The organism is Nocardia sp. NPDC059691 (assembly GCF_042733915.1).
GTDB lineage: Bacteria > Actinomycetota > Actinomycetes > Mycobacteriales > Mycobacteriaceae > Nocardia > Nocardia sichangensis.
Genome location: NZ_JBHWFB010000005.1, coordinates 56,399 through 80,874, shown reverse-complemented (window position 1 = coordinate 80,874; position 24,476 = coordinate 56,399). Strand labels below are relative to the sequence as shown.

The following is a 24,476-nucleotide window of genomic DNA, read 5'->3' as shown; positions in this document are numbered from 1 at the left end:
GGAGCTACATAGGTTAGCCTTGGCTAGCTTGCTCGGAAGGAAGGTGCGGCAGATGAACTCTGTTCGGACGCGCGGCCGTTGGTCGCGGGCGGCGCTGACGGGAGTCCTCGCCCTCGGCCTGGCCGCGTGCGGATCGGCAAAGGACGACTCGGCGTCCGGCGGCGAACAGGTGACCATCCACCACGCCCGCGGCGAGACGACCGTAGAAGGCACTCCGAACAAGATCGTCGCCCTCGGCAACCAGTGGCTGGACACCACGCTCGCGCTCGGCGTAGTGCCGGTCGGATACCTCGACAATGTCGCGATCGCCTCCAAGAGCACCCCGCCGTGGGAGCCGGAGAGCCTCGCGTCGGCGAAGGCGCTCACCAGCACTGGGAACCTCGCCGAACAGGTCGCCGCGCTGGAGCCGGACCTGATCCTGGTCGATCCGTTCATCGCCGACCAGAAGACCTACGACGAACTCTCCCGCGTCGCGCCCACGTTGCCCGCCCTGAGCAAAGCGGCGGTAGCGCCCTGGCAGGACCAGATCACCACCCTCGGCAAGGTGCTGCACAAGCCGGACGAGGCGAGCAAGGTGATCGCGAAGGTGGATGACAAGGTCGCCGCGATCGCCGCCGCGAACCCCGGATTGAAGGGCAAGACGTTCGCCAGTACCTGGCTGGCCGGTCCGGCACAGCTCATGGTGTTGACCGACCCCGACGACGGATCGTCGAAGGTCTTCACTCAATTGGGTCTGGGCATTCCGAAGAACCTCACCGACCTGCCCGCCAATCAGGGCAGGCTGGCCCTGTCCCCCGAGCGGGTCGACGAATTGACCGCCGATCTCTTGCTGGCCGGCTACGCCTCCGGCTTGGACGAGAAGTTCCGGCAGCTACCCGGCTACGCCGACCTGCCCGCGGTCAAGAAGGGCTCGGTCGTGTTCCTCACCACCCAGGAGATCAGCGCCGTTAACACGCCGACGGCGCTCTCGGTGCCGTACATCCTCGACAAGCTGGAACCCGCCTTCGCCGCCGCGGCGAAATAGCCGCCGCGTCAGTCGACTCGGCCCGGCAAGCGGTGGTACGCGCTGCTTGCCCGCCGCCGCATGTCCACAGCGGGACCCGATCGGCTGTGTGGGAATGACCCACTCGACCGCGTCCACGGCGACAGACTGCGCCCGCGCGCTCGGAGCGGCGTCCGCGCTGGGGCGACGCGAGCCTGCGGCGACGCCCGTCATCAGGGTCGATCCGGAGAGGAGCGCGGACAGTCCACAGGTCCGCCTGCGGACCGAAGACCGCCGGGCGCGCTCACCGATCGGTTCGTCGTGGACAACCGCGCTGCCTGCCAACCGCTTTCACGTCTGCGCGAGGATCTCCTCGTCCGTCATCGCGGCGACCTCGAGGTAGAGCCGGGCCACCGCGGACAGCCTGCCGTCCGCGCCGTGCCGAAACTCGCGTTCCCGCAGGCACTCGGCCAGCCGGGCGACGGTGCGTGCGGCGAACAGGTCCGCGACCAGCGCGTGCTCGGCTTGCAACCACTCGCGCACGCGGGCGATGACGGTCGTGGCGAGCACGGAATCGCCGCCGCGGCCGAAGAAGTCGTCGTGCACGCCGATCGCATCGATGCCGAGGACGGTCGCGACGATGTCGGCGAGCGCGGCCTCCACGTCGTCGCGTGGGGCGGTCTCCCGGTCCTCCCCCACCCCTGGCTCGAGCAGGGCGACCACGGCGCGGCGGTCCAATTTCCCATTGGCGGTCAACGGCATCTGCTCGAGGAGTTCGATCCGAACGGGGATCATGTAGCCGGGCAACAGGTCCGCGAGCGCCGTAGCGATGTCGCCGATCTCGTCCAGGTCACCCGCGACGGCGGCGACCAGCTTGGGTGCGCCCGCACCGGCGACCGCCGCGACGGCGTGCCGGACGCCGGGCACCGTGCGCAACGCGGCCTCGACCTCGCCGAGTTCGACCCGGTATCCGCGGATCTGGACCTGATGGTCGGCACGGCCGAGGAATTCGATCGTGCCGTCGGGCCAGTACCTGGCCATATCGCCGGTCTTGTACCAGCGGATGCCGTCGTGTTCGACGAAGCGTTCCGCGGTGCGCTCCGGGTCGTTGCGGTAGCCGGCGGCGACACCGACGCCGCCGACCCACAGTTCGCCTGGCACCCAGTCCGGGCAGTCGCGGCCCGCGGGAGAGACGACGCGGCATCGGACGTTGCGCAACGGAACGCCGAACGGCACGGTCGCCCAGTGTGCGGGCGGTTCACCCGTCACCTCGCAGATGGTGGTGTGGATGGAGGTCTCGGTCGCGCCGCCGAGTCCGGCGAATCGGCAACCCGGCGCCTGCGCCGACAGCCTGCGAGCGAGATCGGCGCCGACCCAGTCCCCGCCGAGGATGGCCGCGCGCAGCGAATCGCCCAGCTGATCACCGCCGATCTCCAGGATCATGTCCAGCATGCTCGGTACGCAGTTGAGAATCGAGACCCGATGCGTGCGCAGCAGTTCCACCCAGCTGGACGGGTCCGCGCGCTGCTCCGGATCGACGGTCACGACCGCGCCGCCCACCGCGAACAAGCCGAAGATGTCGTAGACCGAGAGGTCGAATTCCAGGGCGGACAGGCCAAGCGAGCGGTCGGCGCCGCCGACGCCGAACCACTCGTTCAACGCGTCGATGGTGTTCATCGCGCCACGGTGTGGGATCTCGACACCCTTGGGCACGCCGGTCGATCCGGAGGTGAACAGCACATAGGCGATTTCGCCGGTGTCCGGGTAGACGGGGGCCGCGAGCGGCTCCGGATAGGCACTGGCCGCGTCGATGGACAGGCACGTGATCGGTGCGCCCAAGTCCGCGCCCTCGACCGTCAGCGCCGCGTGGACACCGCCGGTGCGGAGGATCTCCGCCCGGCGGCCTGCAGGCTGATCGAATCCGATGGGCACGTAGGTCGCCCCGGCGGCGAGCACACCGAGCACGGCGGTGACCTGGTCCGGCCCCTTCGGCAGCGCGACGGCGACCGCGTCGCCCGGCTCCACGCCCTCGGCGCGCAAGGCCCCCGCCACCGCCAGCGCGCGAGCGGCCAACTCCCCGTAGCTCCAGGCGCCTCGGCCGTCGCCCAGGCCCCAGACCACGGCGGGCGCTTCGGGATTCGCCGCCGCGTTGTCGAAGAACCCCTGGTGCAGGGACCGCCCGCTGACCGGGCCGTCGGTGGCGTTGACCGCGGCGCGCACCGCGGCCTGGTCGACCGGCAGCCGCACGGCGGCCTCCGCGTTCCACCCTGCCGCCCCGTCACCGAGCCGCCCGATCGCCGCGCGGTACCAGGCGAACATGGCGTCGATCATGCCGTCCGGGAAGGCCGACGCGCGCACGTCCCAGTTCAACAGCAGCCCGCCGCGGACCTCGGTGACCTGCGCGTCGAGCAGTACCTGCGGGCCCTGCGAGATGATCCACACGGGCTCGCCGAAGGTCTCGGTGACCGTGTCGGCGAACAACTCGCCCAAGTTCAGCGCGCTGGTGTAGACGACCGGGGCCAGCACGGGTTCACCGCGATGCCTACCCAGATCCCGCAGCACTTCGAGCCCGGAATACGCGGTATGCGTACCGCTTTCGTGCATGCCGCGCTGTAACGTGCGGGCGCGCTCGGTGACCGACATGCTGTCGGTGACGTCCACCTCCAGCATGATCGAGGACGTGAAGTCGCCGATCACCCGATCGATGTCGGGGTGCACGGGATCCCGGTGGAACAGTGGCACGTTCAGCAGGAATCGGCTCTGCGCTGACCAACCGCCGATGGTCTCGGCGAATACCGCGGCCAGCGCCATGGCCGGTGTGATGCCGCGCTCGTGTGCGGCGGCGAGCAACCGCTGCTTGGCTTCCGGCTCCAGCCAGTGGTCGTAACGCACGGTGCGATTCGGGTCGGTGCGCTCACTCACCGGCACGGTGGGAAGTTCCGGCGCGCCCGGCAGTTCCGGCAGCCGCTCCTGCCACCACTGCCGATCGCGCTCGCGAGCGGCGCCGTCTCCCTGGTGCTCGGTGCGGTGCCTGCGATAGGTGTAGCCGGGGACCGGCACGGCCCTCCCGTGATACAGCTTGGCCAGATCGGCGATCAGGACCCGGTAGCTCATGGCGTCGCCCGCGAGCATGTCGACATCCAGGTGCAGTCGGCTGCGGTCCGCGTCGCGCAAGGTGAGCGTGACATCGATGACCTGACCGTCTTCGATGGCCAGACGCTGGTGGGTCTTGCGGTCACGCAGCTCGGCGAGCGCGGCCTCGGCCGCCTCGGGCGACCGATCACGCAGGTCGACGACCTCGAACACCGGCCTCCCGGGTGCGGTCATGGTCTGCTGGGTGCCATCCGGCAGGAACCTGGTGCGCAGCATGGGATGGGTGGCGACCAGATCGGCCACCGCGCGCTCCAGCCGCTCCGGATCGATACGGCCGCCGTCGAATTCGATGTACAGGTGCGCCGCGACGCCGCCGAGCTCTTGTTCGTCGGAGCGGCCGATCCAGTACGCGTGCTGCATGGTGGCCAAGGGGAAGGGCGCCGCCTCGTCGCCCGCGCTCGCCACCGGCACGACGGTCATCGGGCCTGCCGCCCGCCCGACCGCACTCGCGCCGAGCAGACCGTGCCAGGAAGCCACCGTAGGGCTGGCTGCCAGCTGAGCGAAGTTGATGTCGGCGCCGCGTTTGCGCCAGCCGCCCGCGAGCTTCATGGTGCGAATCGAGTCCAGCCCCAGTTGGATGAGGTCGTCGTGATCGGCGATCTCCCTGGCGGCGAGGCCCAGTTGGTCGGCCACCGCGGACCGGATCTCCTCCCGGCCGATGTCCACCGTTCCTTCTGCCCGACGCTGTGTCGACTCCATCGCGCTGCCACTCCTTGTCTGCCGCCGGATCCGGCGGTCTGGACTGCTGGGGCACAGCTTAGCCGACCCTAAATAGGTATGCCTAACCTACATCGGCGCGTGCTTTCGGCCATTCCCGCGCCAATTCGAGTAATTGCCGCAAGCCGTTGGCACGATCGTGACCACCGGTCGCCACGGCGGCGAACGGAGCGGTCGGTGTGACCGGACGCAGCCCGGCGGCTCGGGACCGGATGGCGTGGGCGATCTGACGGGCGTAATCGCCGACGCCATGACCCGCGTCGGCGGCCTCCCGCCCCGGCGCGGGCGACGGCATATACGGCTTCAAATGCAAAAGCGCGTCTTGGATCTCCACCGTCATCCGATAGAGCCGGGACGCCGCACCGCCGTCTCCGTCGTCGGACCGACTCAACACGACTTCCGGGACGGCGGCGGTCAGGTCATACCACAGCGGACGCAGGCGGCGGCAGCGCCGACCGGTCTTATCCAGCCCCGCGCGCGTCAGCACAGCGGTGAAAAGCGGTATCGCCGTGAGCGTCGCGATGATCAATACACAGAAGAAGGACGAGTTCGCCAGCACGTTCCCCGGATGGCTCGGCGGGACGCCGAAGAGCGCGCGGACCACGGTGACCACTGCCGCCGCGGCCCAATAGACCGCGAGGAACAGCAGCGCCGAATACGTCAGCTTCTCCTTCGTCATCCGCGCGGCGGTGCGCAACTCTCGGAGACTGGCATTTGCGACCAGATATCCGCTGGCCACCATGGGCAGCTCCGACAACGTCCACACGATCTCGTCCAAACCGACGTGCAGCACGTTCCGGGCGAAGGGCGAAAAGATCAATGTCAGAATCGAACTCACGGCGGCGACGGCCGCGTAGATCTTCTGCCGTCGCAGCATGACCTCGGGGTCCGCACCCGCCGCCAGTTGCGCGAGCACCAGGACGACGGCGGTGGTCATCAGTCCGCAGCACAGGAACAGTCGCTGCCCGAGTTGCGCGGACCCCGCCGCCGCGGCGGCGACATAGAGCGCCAGACCGCACAGATTCCACGCCCACGCATGGTTGATCATGCGATCGGTGACACTGTCCGCGACCAGGAACCACCGGCCGACCGTGATCGCCGCGATAGTCAGAATGACCGGGAACATGATCCAAACAGACACCGAATCCATCGAGGTGCAACCCTAATCGTCGCTGCCCCCAGGTCCAACGGCAGTGCGCCGGTCGCGGTGCGCGACCGTGACCGGCTCACCCGAATCAGCGTTGCGCGGACCAGGATTCGCGCAGCATGGCCAACGCGTCACCGGACAGGCCCGAGGCCGACATCGGCTCGTACCGGTGCTCCTCCGGCGCAGGCGCGCCCGCCGCCTGATCGGCGGCCGCGTCGACGGCCGCCGCCAGTTCGTGCAGCGTGAAGTGCTCGAAGATCAGCTGCGGGGTGAGCGCCAGGCCCGCCTCGCCCGCTCGCGCGGCCCACTGGATCGCGATGACGCTGTCTCCGCCGAGCGCGAAGAATCCGTCCGTGCGGTCCACGTCGGTGATCTCCAGCAGTTCCTCCAACAGCGCCGCCAGAGCGCGCTCGGTCTCGGTCTGCGGCGGGCCCGCCTCGGCCTCGCCGACCGTGGACTCGGACGCCGCGTGGCGCACAACGGTACGCGCGGTGTCCCAGCCCTGCGGCGCGAGGTTCGATTCCCGCACCGCGGTATCGGGTTTCGTGGCGAACGCGGTCAAGATCCGCACCAGCGTGTCGGCGAATTCCTCGCCGGAGGCCGGGTCGTACAGCTCCGAGTTGACCACCACCCGCACCAGTAACTCGCCACCGGGTTCCACCAGGAAATCCAGGTGGAAGTCCATGAACGCGGCGTCGTACTGCGGCGTGAGCGGGGTCAGCGTGGTCTCGGCGGTGAAGCCGACGGTCGGCGCGGTGTGCCCGAACTGCATGATCACCTGGAACAGCGGATTGCGGCCGAGTACCCGGGGCGGGTTGAGCGTTTCCACGATCCGCTCGAACGGTACGTCCTGGTGGCCGAGAGCGCCGAGCGCCGATTCGCGCACCCGCTGGAGCACGGTTCGCGGCGACGGGTCGCCCGAAAGATCGTTGCGCAGCACCATCATGTCGGCGAACAGGCCGATCAGCCGGTCCACCGACCGCCAGGGCCGATTGGCGACCGTCGCGCCGATCGGCACGTCGTCACCGCCGCCGAGGGTGTGCACCAGCACCGCGGCCGCTGCCTGGCACAGCATGAACTCGGTCGCGCCGGTCGTCTCCGCCAGCGATCGCAGTGCCTGCCACGTCTCGGCCGCGACGATCCGGGTCGCGCTGACACCCGCATGGCCCAGCCGCACGGGACGCGGGCGGTCGTGGCCGACCGCGATCTCCACCGGAAGGCCCGCCAAGGCCGCGCGCCAGTAGTCGAGTCGCGCTTTGCCGTATTCGCTCAGATCGTCGCGGCCGGGGGCGTGGTCGAAGGTATCGCGTTGCCACACCGCGAAGTCGGCGAAGTGCAGCGCCGGTTCCGGCCAGGACGGAGCCGTGCCGCTCACCCGCGCGCGGTAGGCGACGGTGAGGTCCTCGAGGAAGACCCGGCACGATTCCCGGTCGGTGACCATGTGATGGGTCAGCACCGACAGCACGTGGGTGCGCTCGTCCAGGACGAACAGGCGCAAGCGGAGCAGCGACTCCCCGGCCAGATCGAACACATGGTTCGCCTCGGCCGCCAGCGCCTCGTCCAGGCGAGCGCCGTCGAGCGCGGTGCGCGGCAACTCGACCGGTCCCGCCGGGGCCACCCGCTGGTACGGCGTGCCCTCGTGTTCCGGGAAGCTGGTGCGCAACGACTCGTGACGGGCGATCACGTCGCCGAGCGCCGCGGTGAGCGAGGCGATGTCGAGTTCGCCGTCGAAGCGGATGGCGAACCGGAAGTTCTCCCACCCGAACGGGCCTTCCAGCTTGCGCCGCAGCCACAGCGCCCGCTGCGAGTACGACAGCGGAATACGTTCGGGGCGCGGTCGTTTCGTCGGCATCGCGGCGTTGTCACCGGAGGGTAGGCCGGTGGGAACGACCTCATCGAGATTCTCGCCGAACCGATCGTGGTACCGGGCGACCAGATGCGCGGCGAGCCCGGCGACCGTCGGAGTGTCGAACGCCGCGCGCACGTCGATATCGATCCCGAACGTGTCGCGCACCAGGGCCACCAGCCGGGCCGCGAGCAGGGAGTGGCCGCCGAGTTCGAAGAACGAGTCGTCGGCGCCAACTCGCTCGGTGTCGAACAGCTCGCCGTACAGCGCGGCGAGCCGGATCTCGGTGGGCGATTCGGGCGCCCGGTACGTGCGTGTCTGCGTCAGCTCCGGCTCCGGCAGCGCGCGGCGATCGAGTTTGCCGTGGGCGCTCAACGGCACTTCATCGATCACGGCGAAGGCCGCGGGGACCATGTGCTCGGGCAGCGTCGCCGCGACCGTCGCGCGCACCTGTTGGAGGTCGATCTCGCTTCCCGGCGCGGGCACCAGGTACGCGGCCAGGATCGGGCCGAGCCGCTCGTGCTCGGTGACGATCGCGACGCACTGCGCGACGCCGGGGTGATCGGCCACCGCGGCCTCCACCTCACCGAGTTCGATGCGGAACCCGCGCACCTTCACCTGTTCGTCGGCGCGGCCGACGAATTCGATCTCGCCGTCGGCGGTGCGCCGGGCGAGATCGCCGGTGCGGTACAGCCTTCCGCCGGGCAGGAAGGGGTCGGCGACGAACCGCTCCGCGGTCAGGGCGGGCCGATCGAGGTAACCGCGCGCGAGCTGGCGTCCGCCCAGGTAGATCTCGCCGATCACGCCCGGCGGGACCAGCCGCAGCGAGTCGTCGAGCAGGTAGACGTAGACGTTGCGGTTCGGGAATCCGATCGGCACGATCCTGGTGCCCTGCGGCCCGTCGACCGGCATGGACGTCGAGCACACCACCGCTTCCGTCGGCCCGTAGTGGTTGCGCAGGTCGGCGTCGAATTGCGCGGCGAACCGGTCGGCGATCTCGCCGGGCAGCGCCTCGCCGCCGACCGGCACGTGCCGCAACGCCCGCCAGTCGTTCGCCTCGGGAAGCATGAGGAAAGTGGCCAGCAGCGAGGGCACCATGTGCAGCACGGTGATCCCGTGACGAGCGATCAGCTCGGCGACGTACGGAATATCGCGGTAGGCGTTCGGTTTCGGGACGACGATGCTCGCGCCCGCGATCAGCGGTAGGAAGATGTCGGCCAGCGACGCGTCGAAGCTCACCGAGGTGGCCTGCAACACCCGCTCCGGGACGCTGGCGTCCCAGTCGGCGGCGAAGTTCACCAGGTGATCGGCGATCGCGTCGTGCGGCACTGGCACGCCCTTGGGCTGTCCGGTGGAGCCCGAGGTGTAGATCACGTAGGCGATGTTCGACGGGCGCAGCGGCGACTCGCGTTCGGCGTCGGTGGGATTCGTGTCCGGCGCGTCGACCGCCTCGGTCATCGCCGCCGCGATCGTTTCGGCGTCGAACGACAGCGCCGGACGCGCGTCCGACAACAGATAGTCGATGCGGTCCGGTGGATAGGCCGGATCGATCGGCAGGTACGCGCCACCCGACTTGAGTACCGCGAGACTCGCGATGATGAATTCGATGGAGTTCGCCATGCGCAGCGCGACGAGCTGCTCGGCGCCGACGCCGCGCCGGATCAGCCAGTGCGCCAATCGATTCGCCCGCCGGTTCAACTCGCCGTAGGTGAGTTCGGCTTCGTCGGATACCACCGCGACGCGATCGGGGGTCGCCGCGGCCTGCCGCTGCACCAACTCGACCAGCGTTGTCGCGGGCGCGTCGACGAGCGGACCGTGCGATGCCGCGACGATGTCCGCTCGGTCGGCGGCGCCGAGCATATCGATCGCGCGGACCGGCTGCCGTGGATCGCGCACCGCGTCGGTGAGCAATTCCAGGTAGTGGCGCAGCAATTGCGCCACCACCGACCGGTCCAGCTCGTCGACGAGGTAGGTGGCCTCCACGCGCGCGCCCGCGTCGTCGAGGACGACCATCAGCCCCAGCGGCTCCTGCGCGACCGTGCTCCCCCACGGCAGCTCGGTGGAGCGGACCCCGGCGAGATCGAACCCGTTCGCCCCGCCGCGCACGCTGAAGCTCAGCTGCACGAGCTGGGCCAGGCCGTCGCTGCCCGCGATCCGGTCCGAACTCACCTCGCGGACGACCCGTTCGACGCCGATCCCTTGATGCGCGAACGCGTCGCGGGCGGCGTCCCTCGTCACGTCGACCAGCTCGGCGAAGCTGCGCCCCGGACGGATTCGGGCGCGCAACAGCAGCGTGTTGCCGAAATAGCCGATCAGCGCCTCGGCGTCGCTACCGCGGCGGTCGGTCACCGGCACCGCGACGAGGAAGTCCGTCGCCGCGGTGTACCGCTGGACCAGCGCCTGGAAGGCTGCCAGCAACACCATGAACGGGGTGGCCGAACGGTCGCGCGCGACCTCGGTGACCCGGTCCAGCAGTTCCTGGGGCAAGGGCAGCACGCACTTGTCGGCGTTGCGGGTAGCCGCGCCACCGGCGAGCGTTCCGGGCAACTCGAGTCGCTCAGGGAGCGGAGTCAACCGCTCGCGCCAGTACGCCAGGTCGGCGTCGTCTTCGGCGGGCCGCTCGGCGAGCGACACGTCCACGTACTGCGCACGGATCTCCGCCTGCGGGTCACCGCGGTAGGCGGCATTGAGCTCGGCGAAGAAGACCGACCAGGAGTCGTCGTCCCAGGCGATGTGGTGGATCGTCAGCACGAGCACGTGTTCGGCCGGACCGGTGCGCGCCAACGTCACCCGCAGCGGCGACTCGGAGCTCAGGTCGAACGGACGCGCGAACTCCCGTCTCGCCAGAACCTCGAGTCGCCTGCCTCGGCCTTCCTCGGAGAGATCCGTGAGATCGTGCTGCTGCCACACCGGCCCCAGTTCGGCGTGTGCCGTTTGATATGGCTCGCCGTCCGCGCCGACGTGATAGGTGGTGCGCAGGATCTCGTGCCGCGCCACGACGGTGTCGAAGGCGGCGCGCAACCGTGCGCTGTCCAACGGACCGTCGAGTCGGTAGCCGACGCAGACGTTGAGCGTGGTGTCCTCCGGCGCGACCGTCTGCACGAACCACATCCGCTGCTGCGCGGACGAGAGCGGAGCCGGATCGCCGGGGCGCCTGCCGCGCGCGGGTCGCGCGGGCGCGGGCGCGAGTTGCTGTTCGCGCAGTCGCTGCTGCAGCAGCCGCTTGCGCCGCTCGAGAATCTCGTCTGACATGGTGGGTCCTTCGGACTGGGTTCGGATGGGCTGAGTGGCTCGGCGATCGCGGTCAGTCGGCGCCGACGGTCACCACGGAGATCGCGCGCGCGAGGGCCACGACGGCGTCGTGCCATAGCTCGGCGAGCCGGTCGACGTCCGCGACCGTGAACACCGCCTCGCTCCAGCGGAGCATGGTGACCAGCTGCGGCCCCTCGGTGGTGGTCCGCACCGCCGAGACGACGTCGAGCGCATAGCGCAGCGGGAAGTCGGGCTCCGCCACGAGCGGAAGGCATTCGTGCAACGCCAGATCCGGGATCGGCGCCCACGGCCGTCCCGCACCGGCCAGGTCGAACCGGCCCAGGTAGTCGAAGAGCACCTGCGGCTGCGGCGCATCGACCAGTTCGGGGGTTCGCGCGAGGTAGCGCAGCACGCCGAAGTCCACGCCGCCGTTCGGCTGTTCGGCCAGATGTGCCGCGACGTGTTCGAGCAGTGCGGCGGCGCGAACCGGATCGGTCAGCGCGGTGGCCACATCCACGCTCTCGGCGCCCGCTGCGAGCCGGGCGGGCACGATGCTGGTGAACCAGCCCACCGTGTGCGCGCTGTCGACGTCGGCGCCGAGCACCGCGTCCTCTCTGCCGTGTCCTTCCAGCGCGAGATACGCGCCCGCGGTGGGGTCCTGACCGCGTTCCAGACGCCAGCTCGCCAGCGTCATCGTCAAAGCGGCGAGCAGGAATTCGCGGACTCCCGCCGCGCCGCCGCCGAGGCTGTCCAGGATGGCCGCGCTCGTCTCGGCCGGGGTGGGCACGGGATGGACCCGGTAGGAAGCCCAGGTGTCGGTCCTGGGATCGGGCAGCCGCGCGCCCAGCACCGGGTCCGGCGCGGTGACCTGGCGCGTCCAGTAGTCGCGCTGAGCCGTGACCGCCTCGGCGCCCGCGCGTTCGCGCAACAGCCGGGCCCACTGCCGGTAGCCGGTGTGCTCGACCGCCGGGACGGGCGTCCGTCCCGCGAGCACCTCGGCCCAGTACGCGGCGAGGTCGGCGGAGATGACGTACCAGGAGACCGGGTCGACGGCCAGGTGGTGGATGGTGAGCAGCAGCACGTCCGGAGCGCCGGACCTGGTGAACCACACCGCGCGCACCAGATCTCCGGTGGACGGGTCGATCTCGTCGGTGGCCGCACGGCCGCGTGCGGCCAGCGTCGCGTAGAAGTCGTCGCCTTCCTCGACCCGGGACAGGATGTCCCGCGCTCGGACGCTGCCCGGGGCGCGCGTGTGCAGGTCGTATCCCTCGGGTGTGGTGACGAAGCGGGCCCGCAGCATGTCGTGTCCGTCGAGCAACGCCTGCAGCACCGCCGTCAGGCCGCCTTGGTCGACGCCGTCGGGCAACTCGAGCAGATTGCTGAGCGTGAGTCTGCGGTAGCCCCCGTACTCGTGCATCCACGACACGATCGGGGTCGGGCCGACCGGCCCGTAGCCCTCCGAACTCGTCGCGCGTTCGCGACCGGCTTCCGCGTCGATCCGCGCGGCGAGTTCCCGGATCGTGGCGGCGCCGAGGACCGCCTTCGGGCTGATCGAGAGGCCGTCCCGCCGCAGCCGGTTCACCAGGGAGATCGCCACGATGCTGTCCATGCCGAGGCCGATCAGGTCGTCATCGATGCTCGGGACCGGACCGCCGGACAGTTCGGCGATCGCGGCGCACAGACGGTGCTCGGTGCCGGTGCGCGCCGTCTCCGCTCCCGGTCCGGCGGCCCGGTCCTCGGCGAGCATCGCGAGCCGTTTCGCATCGAGTTTTCCGTTGCTGGTCACCGGCAACCGCTCGACGACCACGATCCGGTTCGGCACCATGTAACCGGGCAGCCGATCGGCCAGCGCGGCGCGCAGCCGCACCGCGTCGAGACCGTCGCCCACCGCGAACGCCGCCAGGCTCGGACCACCCGTACGGCGCACCACGACGACCGCCGCGGCCCGCACCCCGGGCAAGGCGAGCAGAGCTGTCTCGATATCGCCGATCTCGATCCGGTAGCCGCGAATCTTCACCTGATCGTCCGCCCGGCCGACGTAGGCGAGATCGCCCGAGGGCAAGCGGCGCACGAGATCACCCGTCCGATACATCCTTTCACCGGCACGGTGTGGATCTGCGACGAATCGGCCAACGGTGGTTCCCGGCATGCCGACGTAACCACGCGCGACCTGAGCGCCCGAGAGGTACAACTCGCCCACGACGCCGATCGGCACCTGGCGCAGCCGCGAATCCAGCACGTAGCCGGTCATTCCGGTGACCGGCGCCCCGATGGCCGGTTCGGCATCGCCATCGCGCACCGCCGCGACCACCGCCTCCACCGTCGTCTCGGTGGGGCCGTAGCAGTTGTGCACGGCGGTGCCGGGCAGGGCGCACAACTGTTTCCACAGCGGCACACCGATGGCCTCGCCGCCGAGCGCCAGCACGGACAGCGGCGTGACGCCCGCCTCGACCAGTCCGGCCGCCGCCAGCTGAGTGAACATCGACGGGGTCGTGTCGATCATGTCCAGTCCGTGCCGGACGATGCCGTCGACCAGGCGTCGCGCGTCGCGCATCTCCTCGGCGTCGAACAGGTGGATTGCATGTCCGTCGAACAGTCCGATCAGCGGCTGCCAGGAGGCGTCGAAGCTGAGCGACCAGGCGTGCGCGATCCGTAGCGGCCGCCCGAGCCGCGCCACCGCGGGCCGATACACCCGGTCGCGGTGGTCGGCGAAGTACGCGGCCAGCGCGGGATGGGTGCCGACGACGCCTTTCGGTTCGCCGGTGGAGCCGGAGGTGAAGATCAGATAGGCGGCCTGGTCGGGGTGGCCGGGCGCGGGCGCGAGCTCCGGAAGCCCGTCGGAGAGACCGTTCACTACCAGCACTTCCGGGCGCTCGGCGATCTCGTCGAGCGCGGACAGCCCCGAGCTGTCGATCAGGATCGAGCGCGGCCGGGACCGGCGCACGATCGATTCGATACGGGCCGCGGGCAGCGTGACATCCACGGGCACATACGCCGCACCGGTCGCCAGCACGGCGAGAATCGCCACGATCGACTGCGCCGAACGCGGCAGCGCCAAGGCGACGACCTCTTCCGGACCGGCCCCGTGTGCGACCAGCGCGCTCGCCAATCGGCCTGCGGCATCGAAGAGTTCGCGGTAGGTGTAGCGATCGTTTTCGGTGCTGAGGGCAAGCGCGTCCGGCGTGGCGGCGACCTGGCGCGCGAACAGCTCCCACACGGTCACACCGCGCACGTCGGCGGCGATCGGCGCCGGTGGCGGAGCGGTCTCGCCCGGCAGCAGGACATCGAGCGCGTCGGGCCCCCGCTCGCCGATCGCGGGCAGTTGCCGCAGCACCGAGAGCAACCGCGCCCCGATGCCGGGTCCGGACAGGCCGCGCAGTGCCGCCTGCACCGCCTCGACCGTCACCACCAGCTGCCCTTCGTACAGGAACGAGGTCACCGCGAGCGGATAGTGCGTCAAACTCTCCGAGGTCATCGGCCGCACCCGAACGCCGTCCGCCATGTCGATGGGGCGCAGGATGTCGGACATCGGCGCGTTCTCGAACACGAACAGGGTGTCGAACAGCGTGCCGGAGCCTACCGACCGCTGGATCGCCGACAGGCTGACGTAGGCGAGATCACGCATCGGAGCCGACTCGCGCTGCGTTCGCCTGCAGTCCCGCACCACGTTCTCGGCCCCGACCGCCACCCGGACGGGGACGGTGTTGATGAACAGCCCGATCATCGTCTCGACCCCGGACAACTCGTCGGGCCGCCCCGAGACGGTGCTGCCGAAGACCACGTCGCGCCGGTCGGTCAAGCTGCCGAGGACAACGGCCCAGGCGTACTGCACGACGGTGTTCATCGTCAGGCCGTTCGACCGCGCCCACGCCGTCAACCGGCTGGTGTCGGCCGCGTCCAGGGTGACCGTGTCGACGCTGGGCACGATCGTGTTGACCGCCGAATCGCCACGGTCGGCGAGGATCAGCGGATCGACATCGCCGAGGTATCCGCGCCAGGAGCGCAACGCGGCATCGCTGTCGCGGGCCGACAGCCAGCCGATGTAGTCCCGGTAGGGTCGGGGTTCGGGCAGCGCCTCCGCCGCGCCGCCTGCCTGGTACAGGGCGAACAGTTCCCGGAAGAACACGCCGAGCGACCAGCCGTCCAGCAGGATGTGGTGCGCGGTCAGCACCAGGCGCCGAGTGCCGTCCGGCAATCTCAGCAGCAGCACGCGCAGCAGCGGGCCGCGGGTCAGGTCGAACGGCGCCCGCGTCTCGGCCGTGATGACGGCGTCGAGGTCGCCCGGGTCGACTTCGCGTTCGGCCCAGGGCAACTCGGCAGCGGTGGGGACGATCTGCACCGGCCGCGGCAGGTCGCGGTCCCAGAACGACGCGCGCAGATTCGGATGCCGCCGCAGGATGGCCGCGACGCTGCGACGCAGCAATGCCACATCGACGGGACCGGCGATCTCGTACACGAACCGCAGTGCGTACAGATCGCCCTCGCCGGCCAGCCTGGCCAGCGAGAACAACCCCTCCTGCAACGGGCTCAACGCCAGTACGTCCTCGATCTCCGGCATGGTCGCCTGCGTGTTCTCCGGCATCGAGCGGCCTCCTGAGCCTGTGTTCTCGGGCATCATCAGCCTCGGTTCTCGGACATGAGCAGAACGACGTCGTCCAGGGACGCGCCGCCGAGGATCGCCGCGACCGGCAACTCGCGGCGCAACATCGTCTTCAGCCGCGCGCGCAGATCCACCGCCTGCAACGAATCGAACCCGAGCGCGACCAGCGGGACGGAGCCGTCGATGTGGTCGGGGCCGTCGAGAAGCATCACCTGCCCCAGTTCGCGCCGGATGATCTCCGCGACGCTCCGCGTGGCATCGGCTTCCGGCTCGACGGCGGCCGACTTCGGTGCGGACGGTTCGGACGGCGCGGCCGCGGACTCCGGGACCGCCGATGCGGGCGCGAAAACCCTCGCCAAGCCGACGATCTCGGCCGTATCCCGCAAGCGCTCCCAGTCCGCCGACAGCACCGCGCTGTTCCCGGTACGGTCGGCGAAACCCGCCGCGATGGCGGGCGCGGCGGGCATGGGTCGTAGACCAGCGCCGAGGATCCTGGCTTCCACGTCGGCGTGCACCGCGCCGGGCAGACCCCACAGCCCCCATTGCACCGACACGCAATCCCTGCCCTGCGCCCGCAGTCGCACGGCGAGGCTGTCGAGCATGCGATTCGTGCCCGCGTACAGCGCCTGACCACGCCCGCCGAGGGTGGCCACGAACGAGGAGCACAACAGCACGGTGCAGTCGACTGTCCGCGGCACCGCGCGCAGCACCTCGCCGAGCCCGATCACCTTCGCGGCGGCCGCTTCGGTTACCGCCTCCGGTTCGAACCGCGCCCATGCGTACTGGACCGCGGCGTGCACGACCACGCTCACGGGGCGCTCGGCGAAGCGCCGCGCCAACTCGGCGACCGCGTCGGCGTCGGTGATGTCACAGGCCACCACGTCGATTTCGGTGGATCCGGAGGCGCGGATCGCCCGCAGCCGCTCGGCGAGCACGCTCGTCTCCCCGGTGCGATTCACCAGGGTGACGCGCCGTGCGCCGTCGCGGGCGAGCTGCGCGCAGAATTCCAGGCCGACGTACCCCGTGCCACCGAGAATGAGGACCTCGCGTAGATCCGGGGGCGCCGAAGTGCCCAGCAGCTCGGCGCGAACGAGACGCTTGGCGTGCAATTTGCCGCCCCGCAGCGCGAGTTCCGGCTCGCCCGGCACGTGAACGGCCTCGAGGATCTTGTCCGCCAGCGTCGTCGGATCCTGCTCGGCGGCATCCGGGGGCAAGTCCAGGTGCCGGAACGCGATGCCGAGATGGTCGAGGCCGAGACTGCGGTACGCGGCGCTGACCGCCGAATGACCCAGGGACGGCGCATCGTCCGGGGACACCGCCTCAGCACCGGTTGTCACCAGCCAGCATTCCGTGACACCGGAGGCTTCCGTGGTCAAACTTTCCGCGGCTCGGGCGAACTCGGCGAGCTCGGCCACCGCGCCTTGCTCGTCCGTGGCCGTGTTCGACGGAAGCAGCAGCACCATGGTGTCGGCCTCGGTCGCGGTGTCGGCGATCGCGGCACCGTGGCGCGCGGCCCGCGCGCACAGCGCCGCTGCGAGGTCGTCCGCGCCGTCGTGCTCGGCGAGCAGTACGGTGCGCGGCGCGGCCAGCTCGAACCGGGACAACCTGGTCCACTCCTCGCGCAACCGCGCGGGGGGCACGGCGACCGGGATCGGCGCCTCGGCACCCGATTGATACGGCGCCCACAACCTCTTGGAGTTCATCACCGTGGCGGGAAAGTCACGCAGCGGCAGCGCCGGAGTGCGGTCGCCGGAGTCCGTGCGGAGCGCCTGCCAGTCGTAATGCAAATCGTGCACCGCGACTTCGACCAGATTGCGGGTGAATTCACCCAACCCGTTCGCGGTGCGCAGCGATGTCCCCACGACCCGGAAGTCGCGGGCATCCCGCGCGACCGGGGACAGATTCTCCCGCAGCGCGGGCTGTAACGTCGGGTGCTCGGCGATCTCGACGAAGGTGTCCACGTCCGCGGTAGCCGCCGCCACCGCGCGATCGAAGCGCACCCGGTTGCGCAGGTTCCAGTACCAGTAGTCGTGGTGGGTCAACTCGGGAGTGATCGCCGCGCCGAGCGTCCCGCCGTAACAGGTGACGTCGCCGAGCGTGAAGGTCTTGCTGCTCAATTCGCCCAGTGACGATTGGAATTCGTCGCGCAATCGCGTCATCGCGGAGGTGTGCGACGGAAACGACATCTGGATCTGCTTGGCGAACAGACCTTTCGCGGTGGCGGTCGCCACCAGCTCCGCGATCGCGGCCTCGTCGCCGGAGACACCGGTCAACTCGGGTGAGTTGACCAAGGAGACCTCCGCCCAGCCCGAATTGCGGGCCAGCAGCGCCTCGCATTCGTCGCGCCCCGCGCCGAGCACGGCCACCGCGTAGCCGTCCGAAAGGTCGCGCTCCAGAAGCCGGGCCCGGTGCGTGACGATCGACACGGCATCGCGCAGCGTGAGCACACCGGCGACCACGCAGGCCGCGAGTTCACCCTGGCTGTGACCGATGGTCGCGGTGGGGCGCACGCCCGCCGCCTGCCACATGGCGGCCAAGCCGATCAGGTGGAACATTCTGGCCGGTTGCACTTCCCACAGCGTCTCGCCGAACTCGGCGTCGGCGCCGAGCAGATAGTGCACCGGCCGTGCATGGCCGTACCGCTCCTCGTGCACCGCCGCGCACTCGTCGACGGCGGCCCGGTAGGCCGGGGAGAAGTCGTAATACGGCTTGCCCATACCCGCGTGCTGGCTGCCTTGTCCGGGAAAGACGAAGCCGACGCGACGCGACGCGACGGCGCCGGACGTCACCACCGCCGGGTGCGCGGAACCCGCCGCGATCGACCGCAACGCGTCCGTCAACTCCTCGCGCGTGACGACCATGGCCAGGGCGCGATACCTGCGGGCGATCCTGGTGCGGAAGAGCTGGCTCGCCAGTCGATCCGAGTCCACCCGAGGGTGGTCGTGCACGTAGGCCAGTATCGCCGCGGCCTCCGCACGCAAGCCTTCGGCGCTGTCCGAGGAGAGCAGGACGGGGACGGTGCCGTCCGGCAGCAGATATTCAGACATCGCTGTCCTCCTCCAGGACGGGCATCCCGACGACCGCGTGCGCGTTGGTCCCCGCGACTCCGAATGCCGACACCGCTCCGTAGCGAATGCCGTCGATCGGCTCCCATGGAACGAATTTCGTGGCCAGCCGCAGACTGGTGGCTTCCCAGTCGACCGCCTCGGTCGGGTGTTCTGCCCAGAGACTCGGCGCGACGTGCCCGTGCGCGCCGCACAGCAGCATCTTGATCAGGCCGAGCATGCCCGCCGCCGCCTGCGTGTGACCGATATTCGACTTGACCGATCCCAGCAGCGCGCCCCGGACGCGCTCCGGCGCGCCGTAGGTCCGGATGAGAGCGGACAGTTCGATGGGATCGCCCACCGCCGTGCCGGTGCCGTGCCCCTCGACCAGCCCGATCTGTTCCGGGTCGACGCGGGCCGCGATGAGCGCGGCGCGAATCAGCCGCTCCTGCGCGTCGGCGCTGGGCACGGCCAACGGGCCGCTCTTGCCGTTGTGGTTGACCCGGGAGCCGAGCAGCCGAGCGTAGATCCGATGGCCGAGCCGGCGCGCTCGCGACTCGCGCTCCAGCACAACCACTCCCGCGCCCTCGCCCCAGAGGGTCCCGGTGGTGCCCGCGGAATACGCGCGGCAGTGGCCGTCGGTCGAGAGCGCGTTGTTCTTCGCGAACTCGACGAACATGCCGGGTGAGCCCATCACGCACACACCACCTGCCAGGGCCCAGTCGCACTCGCCCGCGCGGACGGCCGCCGCGGCTTGATGGAGGGCGGTCAAACCCGCCGCACAGGAGGTGTCCACACTGATCGAAGGCCCGATCAGCCCGAGACTGTGCGAAATACGGCCGGATACCGCGCCGAGGGTGGTGCCGGTCATTCGATAACCGCTGTGCTCGCTGACGCTCGCCATGCGCGGGCCGTACTCCAGCGGCGTGACGCCCATCCAGCACCCCGCTTCGGCACCTTCGACGGCGCCGGGATTGAGCCCGGCATCCTCGACCGCCCGCCATGCGACGCGCATCGCCACCCGCTGCTGCGGATCCATCGCGACGGCTTCGCGCGGCGTTATCCCGAAAAAGGCCGCATCGAATTCCGCTGCTTCGGTGAGGAATCCGCCCGCGTCGCGTACGTCGCTCCAGCCCTCGTTGCGGCCGAGGGTGAGCAACCCTTCGATCGGCCACTCCCGATCTCGTGGCAATGGGCCGATGAGTTCCCTGGATTCGGCCAGCGCCGTCCAGAATTCGCGTGGACTGTTTATTCCGGCGGGGGCCTCGACCCCGATTCCGACGACGACGATATGGTCTTCGTCCCCCGAAGCCGATCCTGACATGGTGAACCTAACTGGAAAGAGCGGACTGTCCGGCGTCAGCGGCGGCGGAGGCAAGCAATTCCGCGACGCCGTCGATGTGGTCGTACAAATAGAAGTGCCCGCCGTCGAAGAGCGTGACCGAGCCGCCCCGAGTGCTGTGCGCGATCCAGGGACGCAGTTCGGCGACGGTGACGAAGTCGTCGTCGGCGCCGCCGATCACCTCGATCCGCGCGCCGATCCGCACGTCCGGGTCGCACGTGTAGGCGTCGAACGCGCGATAGTCGGCCTGCAGGACGGGCAACGTCATTCGCATGATGTCGCGATCGGCCAAAACGTCCGCGCCCGTTCCGTTCAGCGCGACGAGCCGGTCGAGCAACGCCTCCTCCTCGGTCGGCAGCGGCTCGCTGTCGGCCACCAATGCGGGCGCCACCGCGCTGGAGGCGCCGAGCAGCGCTACCGGCACACCGGCGGCCTCGGCCTGACGGACGAATTCGAAGGCCACCATCGCGCCGACGCTGTGGCCGAACACAGTGATGGGAATGCCTCGGTGATAGGGCGATTCGAGGAATTCCGCAAGGGCACCCGCCGCGAGTTCGACGAGACTGTCCGGCATGGGTTCGGCGGCTCGGTCCTGGCGTCCCGGATATTGCACGAGCACGACGTCGAAATCGGCGCTGAGCCGCTTGGACATGGCGCGATAGGTGGAGGCGCCACTGCCGGCATGGGGAAACAGCACCAGGGGCGGCAGCGTTTCCGTGACGGGCTTGTGAAACTTCCGAATCCACCCGGGTCTTCTCGACATCCAACAGCTCCTACACATAACGCGGTGTGGGCGCCCGCGCGCCGTCCTTTCCGAACGGCCGGGCCTCGCCGACCACGCGAGGTTAGCATAGGGTAACCTTACATTCATCCAGCGGAGCCACTACCGAACGGAGCTCGACGACCGATGAACCCCACCCAGACGCCTCATGTCATCGCGCGCGAGCTGACCGATATCCCCGACGAACTGCGGGCCGTGCCCGCTCCGCCGCAACCGGCTCTGCCCGCCCCGTTCGACATCCGGACGGCCGACGCGGACGGTGCGGACGCGGAGCTGCTCACCGAGTGGATGAACCGGCCGCATCTCATCGAGACGTGGGAACAGCCGTGGCCCGTCGAACTGCGCAGGCAGAATCTGCGCGCGCAGCTGGACGGAAGCTATTCCCGCCCATACATCGTCGGGTACGACTTCACCGGCACCGACCGGCCGGAACTGGGCCGTCGCGACATCGCCTACCTGGAGTTGTATCGCCCCGCCAAAGACGAGATCGCCCGGATCTACCACGCCGACCCGTATGACGTGGCCTTCCACCTCGCCACCGCCGACCCGGAGGTGATCGGGCGCGGCATCATGTTCGCCTTCGTCCGCGGCCTGCTGCCCGGAATCTTCGCGGCGGAACCGAACTGCCGTCGCATCCTGATCGAACCGGATCACCGCAATGTCGCGGTGCGGCGCATGACCGAGCGGTTCGGCGTGCCCAGTCTCGGCGACTTCGACATCCGGCCGGATCGCCGGATCACGCTCTACTACCTGCCGCGCACGCCCGCGGACGTCCCGACGGCGCGGCGCTGAGGAGCGGTCCGCGCCCCCGGCCGCGACCGCGAGGGCGGGGGCGCTCACCCGAAAGCCCGCGCGACGGCGCCCGTCAACGGCACACCGGACCGTCGCGTCGCCGGTTGCAGTACCCGATCGGAAAGCTCCCCGAGGCAACTGAGATTCGGAAAACCAGGCCCCTGCGCGACCGCGGCGAGATTGGGCAGATACAGCTTGGTCTCCATCCCCGAGACCGCGAGGTCATAGCCGATCGACACTTCGATCCGCTCCTGGGACGGCCTGCCGCCGACCGCCAGTTCCAGCAGGTCGGCCGCGTCCTGATCGAAGAGGTCCAGGAACCACAGCGGCTGTCCGCCGGTGGCGTCGATGACCAGGTCGAAAGTGTGCGATTGGTCCGCGCGCCGCTCGTTGCGCAAAGTCAGCGCCACGCCGTCGCCTTGATCGACCACCCGGACGGCACGGCCCTGCAGGTGATGCACCCGGCTGTCGCCGAGCAGGCTCTCCTGCACCCGCACCGAGAAGACGCCGCGGTCGGTTCGGCGGATGACGTCACGCCGCTCCTGGACGGTGAGTCCCGCCCACTTGACCGGGTCGCTGAACAGCGAGTTCTCGAAATAACTTTCGCCGCGGGTGTAGATCGTGGCCATCGGCGAGATCACCGAAATGGACAACATGCCGTGGCGCACCAGCTCGTCCAAGGCAGAGCCCGCGGTCTCACCGCCGCCGATCACGGCGACCCGGGAGGAGACCGGCAGACTGCGCCGCCCGGCCAGATCCCAGAATTGAGCGATACTCAGCACGCGCGGATGGTCGGCGAGCGCCTTGGTGCTCGCACCGGGGCCGGTGATCATCAGCCCGACCGCGTCCAACCGGATCGCACCACCGTCGGGATCGGTCGCGGTGACGCGCCAGCCGTCGGCGGTCGCGCCGATGGAACGCACTGTGCCGGAGACCAGTTCGAGATCGATCCGGCGAGCCACCCATTGCAGGTACTTGGCCCAGACGTGATGGGCCGGGTTCGGACGGCCCCGATCGATCCACTCCGCATAGGTGCCCTGCTCGATCAGGAAGGACGTCCAGCTGTAGGCCATCATGGCCGCGTTGATTTCCTGATTGCGCCCGCGCGCCCAGGTCGAGTGGTAAGGGAAGCCCACGTCCTTCTCCGGGCTGGTGCCCAATCGGTGCCTGCCGTCGGTCCAACCGCCACTCGGCAGCCAGTTGCCGCCGACCGCGTGCGCCTCGACGACGATCACCCGGGGCGCAGGAAGGCCGAGCGTGCGCAGCACATGCGCTTTCGTCGCCACCGCAAGGGCTTTCGGACCAGCTCCGATGACCAGAAGCGTTTCCACCGGTTCTCCACTCTCTCCGACATCCCGCGGCTTCCCGCCGGGTGCGCGGGCCTGCCGCCGCGCCGACAACCAGAACCCGTGCGGATCATGTTTGCATAGGCTTACCTTATATTGCACACTCGTACCCGACTAGAGCGGTGACACTCACACCCTCGAAAGATTGGATGAACGAATGACCAAGACCCCGAACAAGACACTCGCCCGACTAGCCGCTACGGCGGTCGTGGTCAGCGCCGCATTCGCCGGCGTGGTCGGGACGGTCACGCCCGCCGTCGCGGCGCCCTTGGTCGCACCCTTGCACGCCCAGGCCCCGGGCGCCGGTGAGCTGACCGCCAAACTTCGCGTGGCGATCAATACCGGCGCCGCGCGCAGCACGCGAGCGGCGGAGCTGGAATCCGGCGATGCCGGCGTCGCCACGATGGACAAGATCGCGGGCCTGCTGGCGGTCTCCCCGCCGAGCCTGCGCTACAACGTGATCAACCCGTCCACGTCGGGCGACCGGATCGACGCCCAGCTCCTGATCACCACCGAGGGCTACCCGGACTTCACCTACGACGTCTCCTGGAAGCAGATCGACGGCACCTGGAAGCTGACGCGCCAGGCGGAGTGCAGTCTCGCTTCGGCGCTCGCGCTGTCCTGCTGACCCGAAACCCCTCGCGCCCTGACCCTCTCGGGCACGGTCGCCGTCGAATGTCGCGTGGTGCGTACCCACCGCGCGACATTCGACTTTCGTTAGGCTAACCTTAGTTCATGGGCAAAGGTTTGAACGGTCTGATGGTCAAGGCGTGGGGCGGCAACGACTACCGGCTGACCGTCACCTCGACCGAATACGTCACGGACAAATACGTGCGACTCGGCTTCTCCGCGGGCGGTCTGCTCGCCGATCATCCCGTACACCCCACGCAGTGGATCCGTGGCTGGTTCCCTGACGGCGACAGCGGCAAGCTGCAACAGCGCGGCTACACCCTGGTCGACCCCGACCCGGACGGCGACCGTTTCTCGATCGAGTTCGCGCTCCACGACGGGCCCGCCGCCCGATGGGCGCAGAACGCCTCGGTCGGTGACGAACTCGACGCGTCGGTGCTCGGCTCGAACTTCCAGCTGCCGGAATCCGCGCCCGGCGAATACCTCATCTTCGGCGACACCGCCTCACTGCCCGCGATCAACTCGCTGTTCGACGCCATCGGCGACACCCCGGCCCGGGTCTGGCTGGAATGGCAGTACGAGTCCGACACCACGATTCCGCTGCGCAACAAACCGCACCACCAAGTGACCTGGGTGCAGCGGATCGATGACGGCAGATTGCTGCGGGAAGCGGCCCAAGAACTCACCTGCCCGGCCGACGCCTTCGCCTGGGTCGCCTGCGATGGGCACACCACCCGCTCGGTCGTGAAGAGCTTCAAGGCGATTCACAACCTGCCCAAGACCGCGATCAAATCGCAGGCCTACTGGAAGTAGGTCTTTCCCTGCTCCACGCCGCACCCGTATT

12 protein-coding genes are annotated in these 24,476 nt (G+C 69.5%); 4 read left to right on the top strand and 8 right to left on the bottom strand.

Going from position 1 to position 24,476, the window contains the following annotated elements; translation table 11 throughout:
* The first annotated feature begins 52 nt into the window (after positions 1-52).
* A complete protein-coding gene (locus ACFV2O_RS13035) occupies positions 53-1,024 on the top strand; it encodes an ABC transporter substrate-binding protein (RefSeq protein ID WP_379251963.1) in 972 nt (323 codons plus the stop codon).
* A 309-nt stretch (positions 1,025-1,333) separates the two neighbouring features.
* Here ACFV2O_RS13035 and ACFV2O_RS13030 read toward each other — a convergent pair whose 3' ends face one another.
* The 7 genes from ACFV2O_RS13030 to ACFV2O_RS13000 form a co-directional block, all read right to left on the bottom strand.
* On the bottom strand, positions 1,334-4,834 hold the full coding sequence (locus tag ACFV2O_RS13030; protein WP_379251962.1) for an amino acid adenylation domain-containing protein: 3,501 nt from the start codon (positions 4,832-4,834) through the stop codon (positions 1,334-1,336).
* Between the two features lie 82 nt (positions 4,835-4,916).
* Complete coding sequence (locus tag ACFV2O_RS13025; RefSeq protein WP_379251961.1) at positions 4,917-5,978, bottom strand: MAB_1171c family putative transporter; 1,062 nt, start codon at positions 5,976-5,978, stop codon at positions 4,917-4,919.
* A 109-nt stretch (positions 5,979-6,087) separates the two neighbouring features.
* Entirely contained in the window at positions 6,088-11,097 is a 5,010-nt protein-coding gene (locus tag ACFV2O_RS13020; protein ID WP_379251960.1) for an amino acid adenylation domain-containing protein, read from the bottom strand.
* A 52-nt stretch (positions 11,098-11,149) separates the two neighbouring features.
* A complete protein-coding gene (locus ACFV2O_RS13015; RefSeq protein ID WP_379251959.1) occupies positions 11,150-15,679 on the bottom strand; it encodes an amino acid adenylation domain-containing protein in 4,530 nt (1,509 codons plus the stop codon).
* 35 nt (positions 15,680-15,714) lie between these two features.
* Positions 15,715-18,744 (bottom strand): nocobactin polyketide synthase NbtC, encoded by a 3,030-nt coding sequence (gene nbtC, locus ACFV2O_RS13010; protein WP_379251958.1) that lies wholly within the window; start codon positions 18,742-18,744, stop codon positions 15,715-15,717.
* Complete coding sequence (locus ACFV2O_RS13005) at positions 18,737-20,065, bottom strand: polyketide synthase (RefSeq protein ID WP_379251957.1); 1,329 nt, start codon at positions 20,063-20,065, stop codon at positions 18,737-18,739. Before ACFV2O_RS13005 ends, nbtC begins: the two co-directional genes overlap by 8 nt.
* Before the next feature lie 7 nt (positions 20,066-20,072).
* The gene (locus tag ACFV2O_RS13000) at positions 20,073-20,846 is read right to left on the bottom strand and encodes a thioesterase II family protein (RefSeq protein ID WP_379251956.1); all 774 of its coding nucleotides are present in this window, start codon (positions 20,844-20,846) and stop codon (positions 20,073-20,075) included.
* A gap of 144 nt (positions 20,847-20,990) precedes the next feature.
* Between ACFV2O_RS13000 and ACFV2O_RS12995 the strand changes: the two genes are divergently transcribed.
* The gene (locus tag ACFV2O_RS12995; protein WP_379251955.1) at positions 20,991-21,656 is read left to right on the top strand and encodes a GNAT family N-acetyltransferase; all 666 of its coding nucleotides are present in this window, start codon (positions 20,991-20,993) and stop codon (positions 21,654-21,656) included.
* Between the two features lie 44 nt (positions 21,657-21,700).
* Here ACFV2O_RS12995 and ACFV2O_RS12990 read toward each other — a convergent pair whose 3' ends face one another.
* Positions 21,701-22,987 carry a SidA/IucD/PvdA family monooxygenase gene (locus ACFV2O_RS12990; protein ID WP_379251954.1) on the bottom strand — a complete coding sequence of 429 codons (1,287 nt, stop codon included), beginning with the start codon at positions 22,985-22,987 and terminating at the stop codon, positions 21,701-21,703.
* A 172-nt stretch (positions 22,988-23,159) separates the two neighbouring features.
* On the opposite strand from ACFV2O_RS12990, the gene ACFV2O_RS12985 reads away from it, so the two are divergent.
* Together ACFV2O_RS12985 and ACFV2O_RS12980 are read left to right on the top strand one after the other, a co-directional pair.
* Positions 23,160-23,630, top strand: coding sequence for a hypothetical protein (locus tag ACFV2O_RS12985; RefSeq protein ID WP_379251953.1), 471 nt, complete (start codon positions 23,160-23,162; stop codon positions 23,628-23,630).
* Between the two features lie 107 nt (positions 23,631-23,737).
* Positions 23,738-24,445, top strand: coding sequence for a siderophore-interacting protein (locus ACFV2O_RS12980; RefSeq protein ID WP_379251952.1), 708 nt, complete (start codon positions 23,738-23,740; stop codon positions 24,443-24,445).
* Positions 24,446-24,476 lie beyond the last annotated feature (31 nt).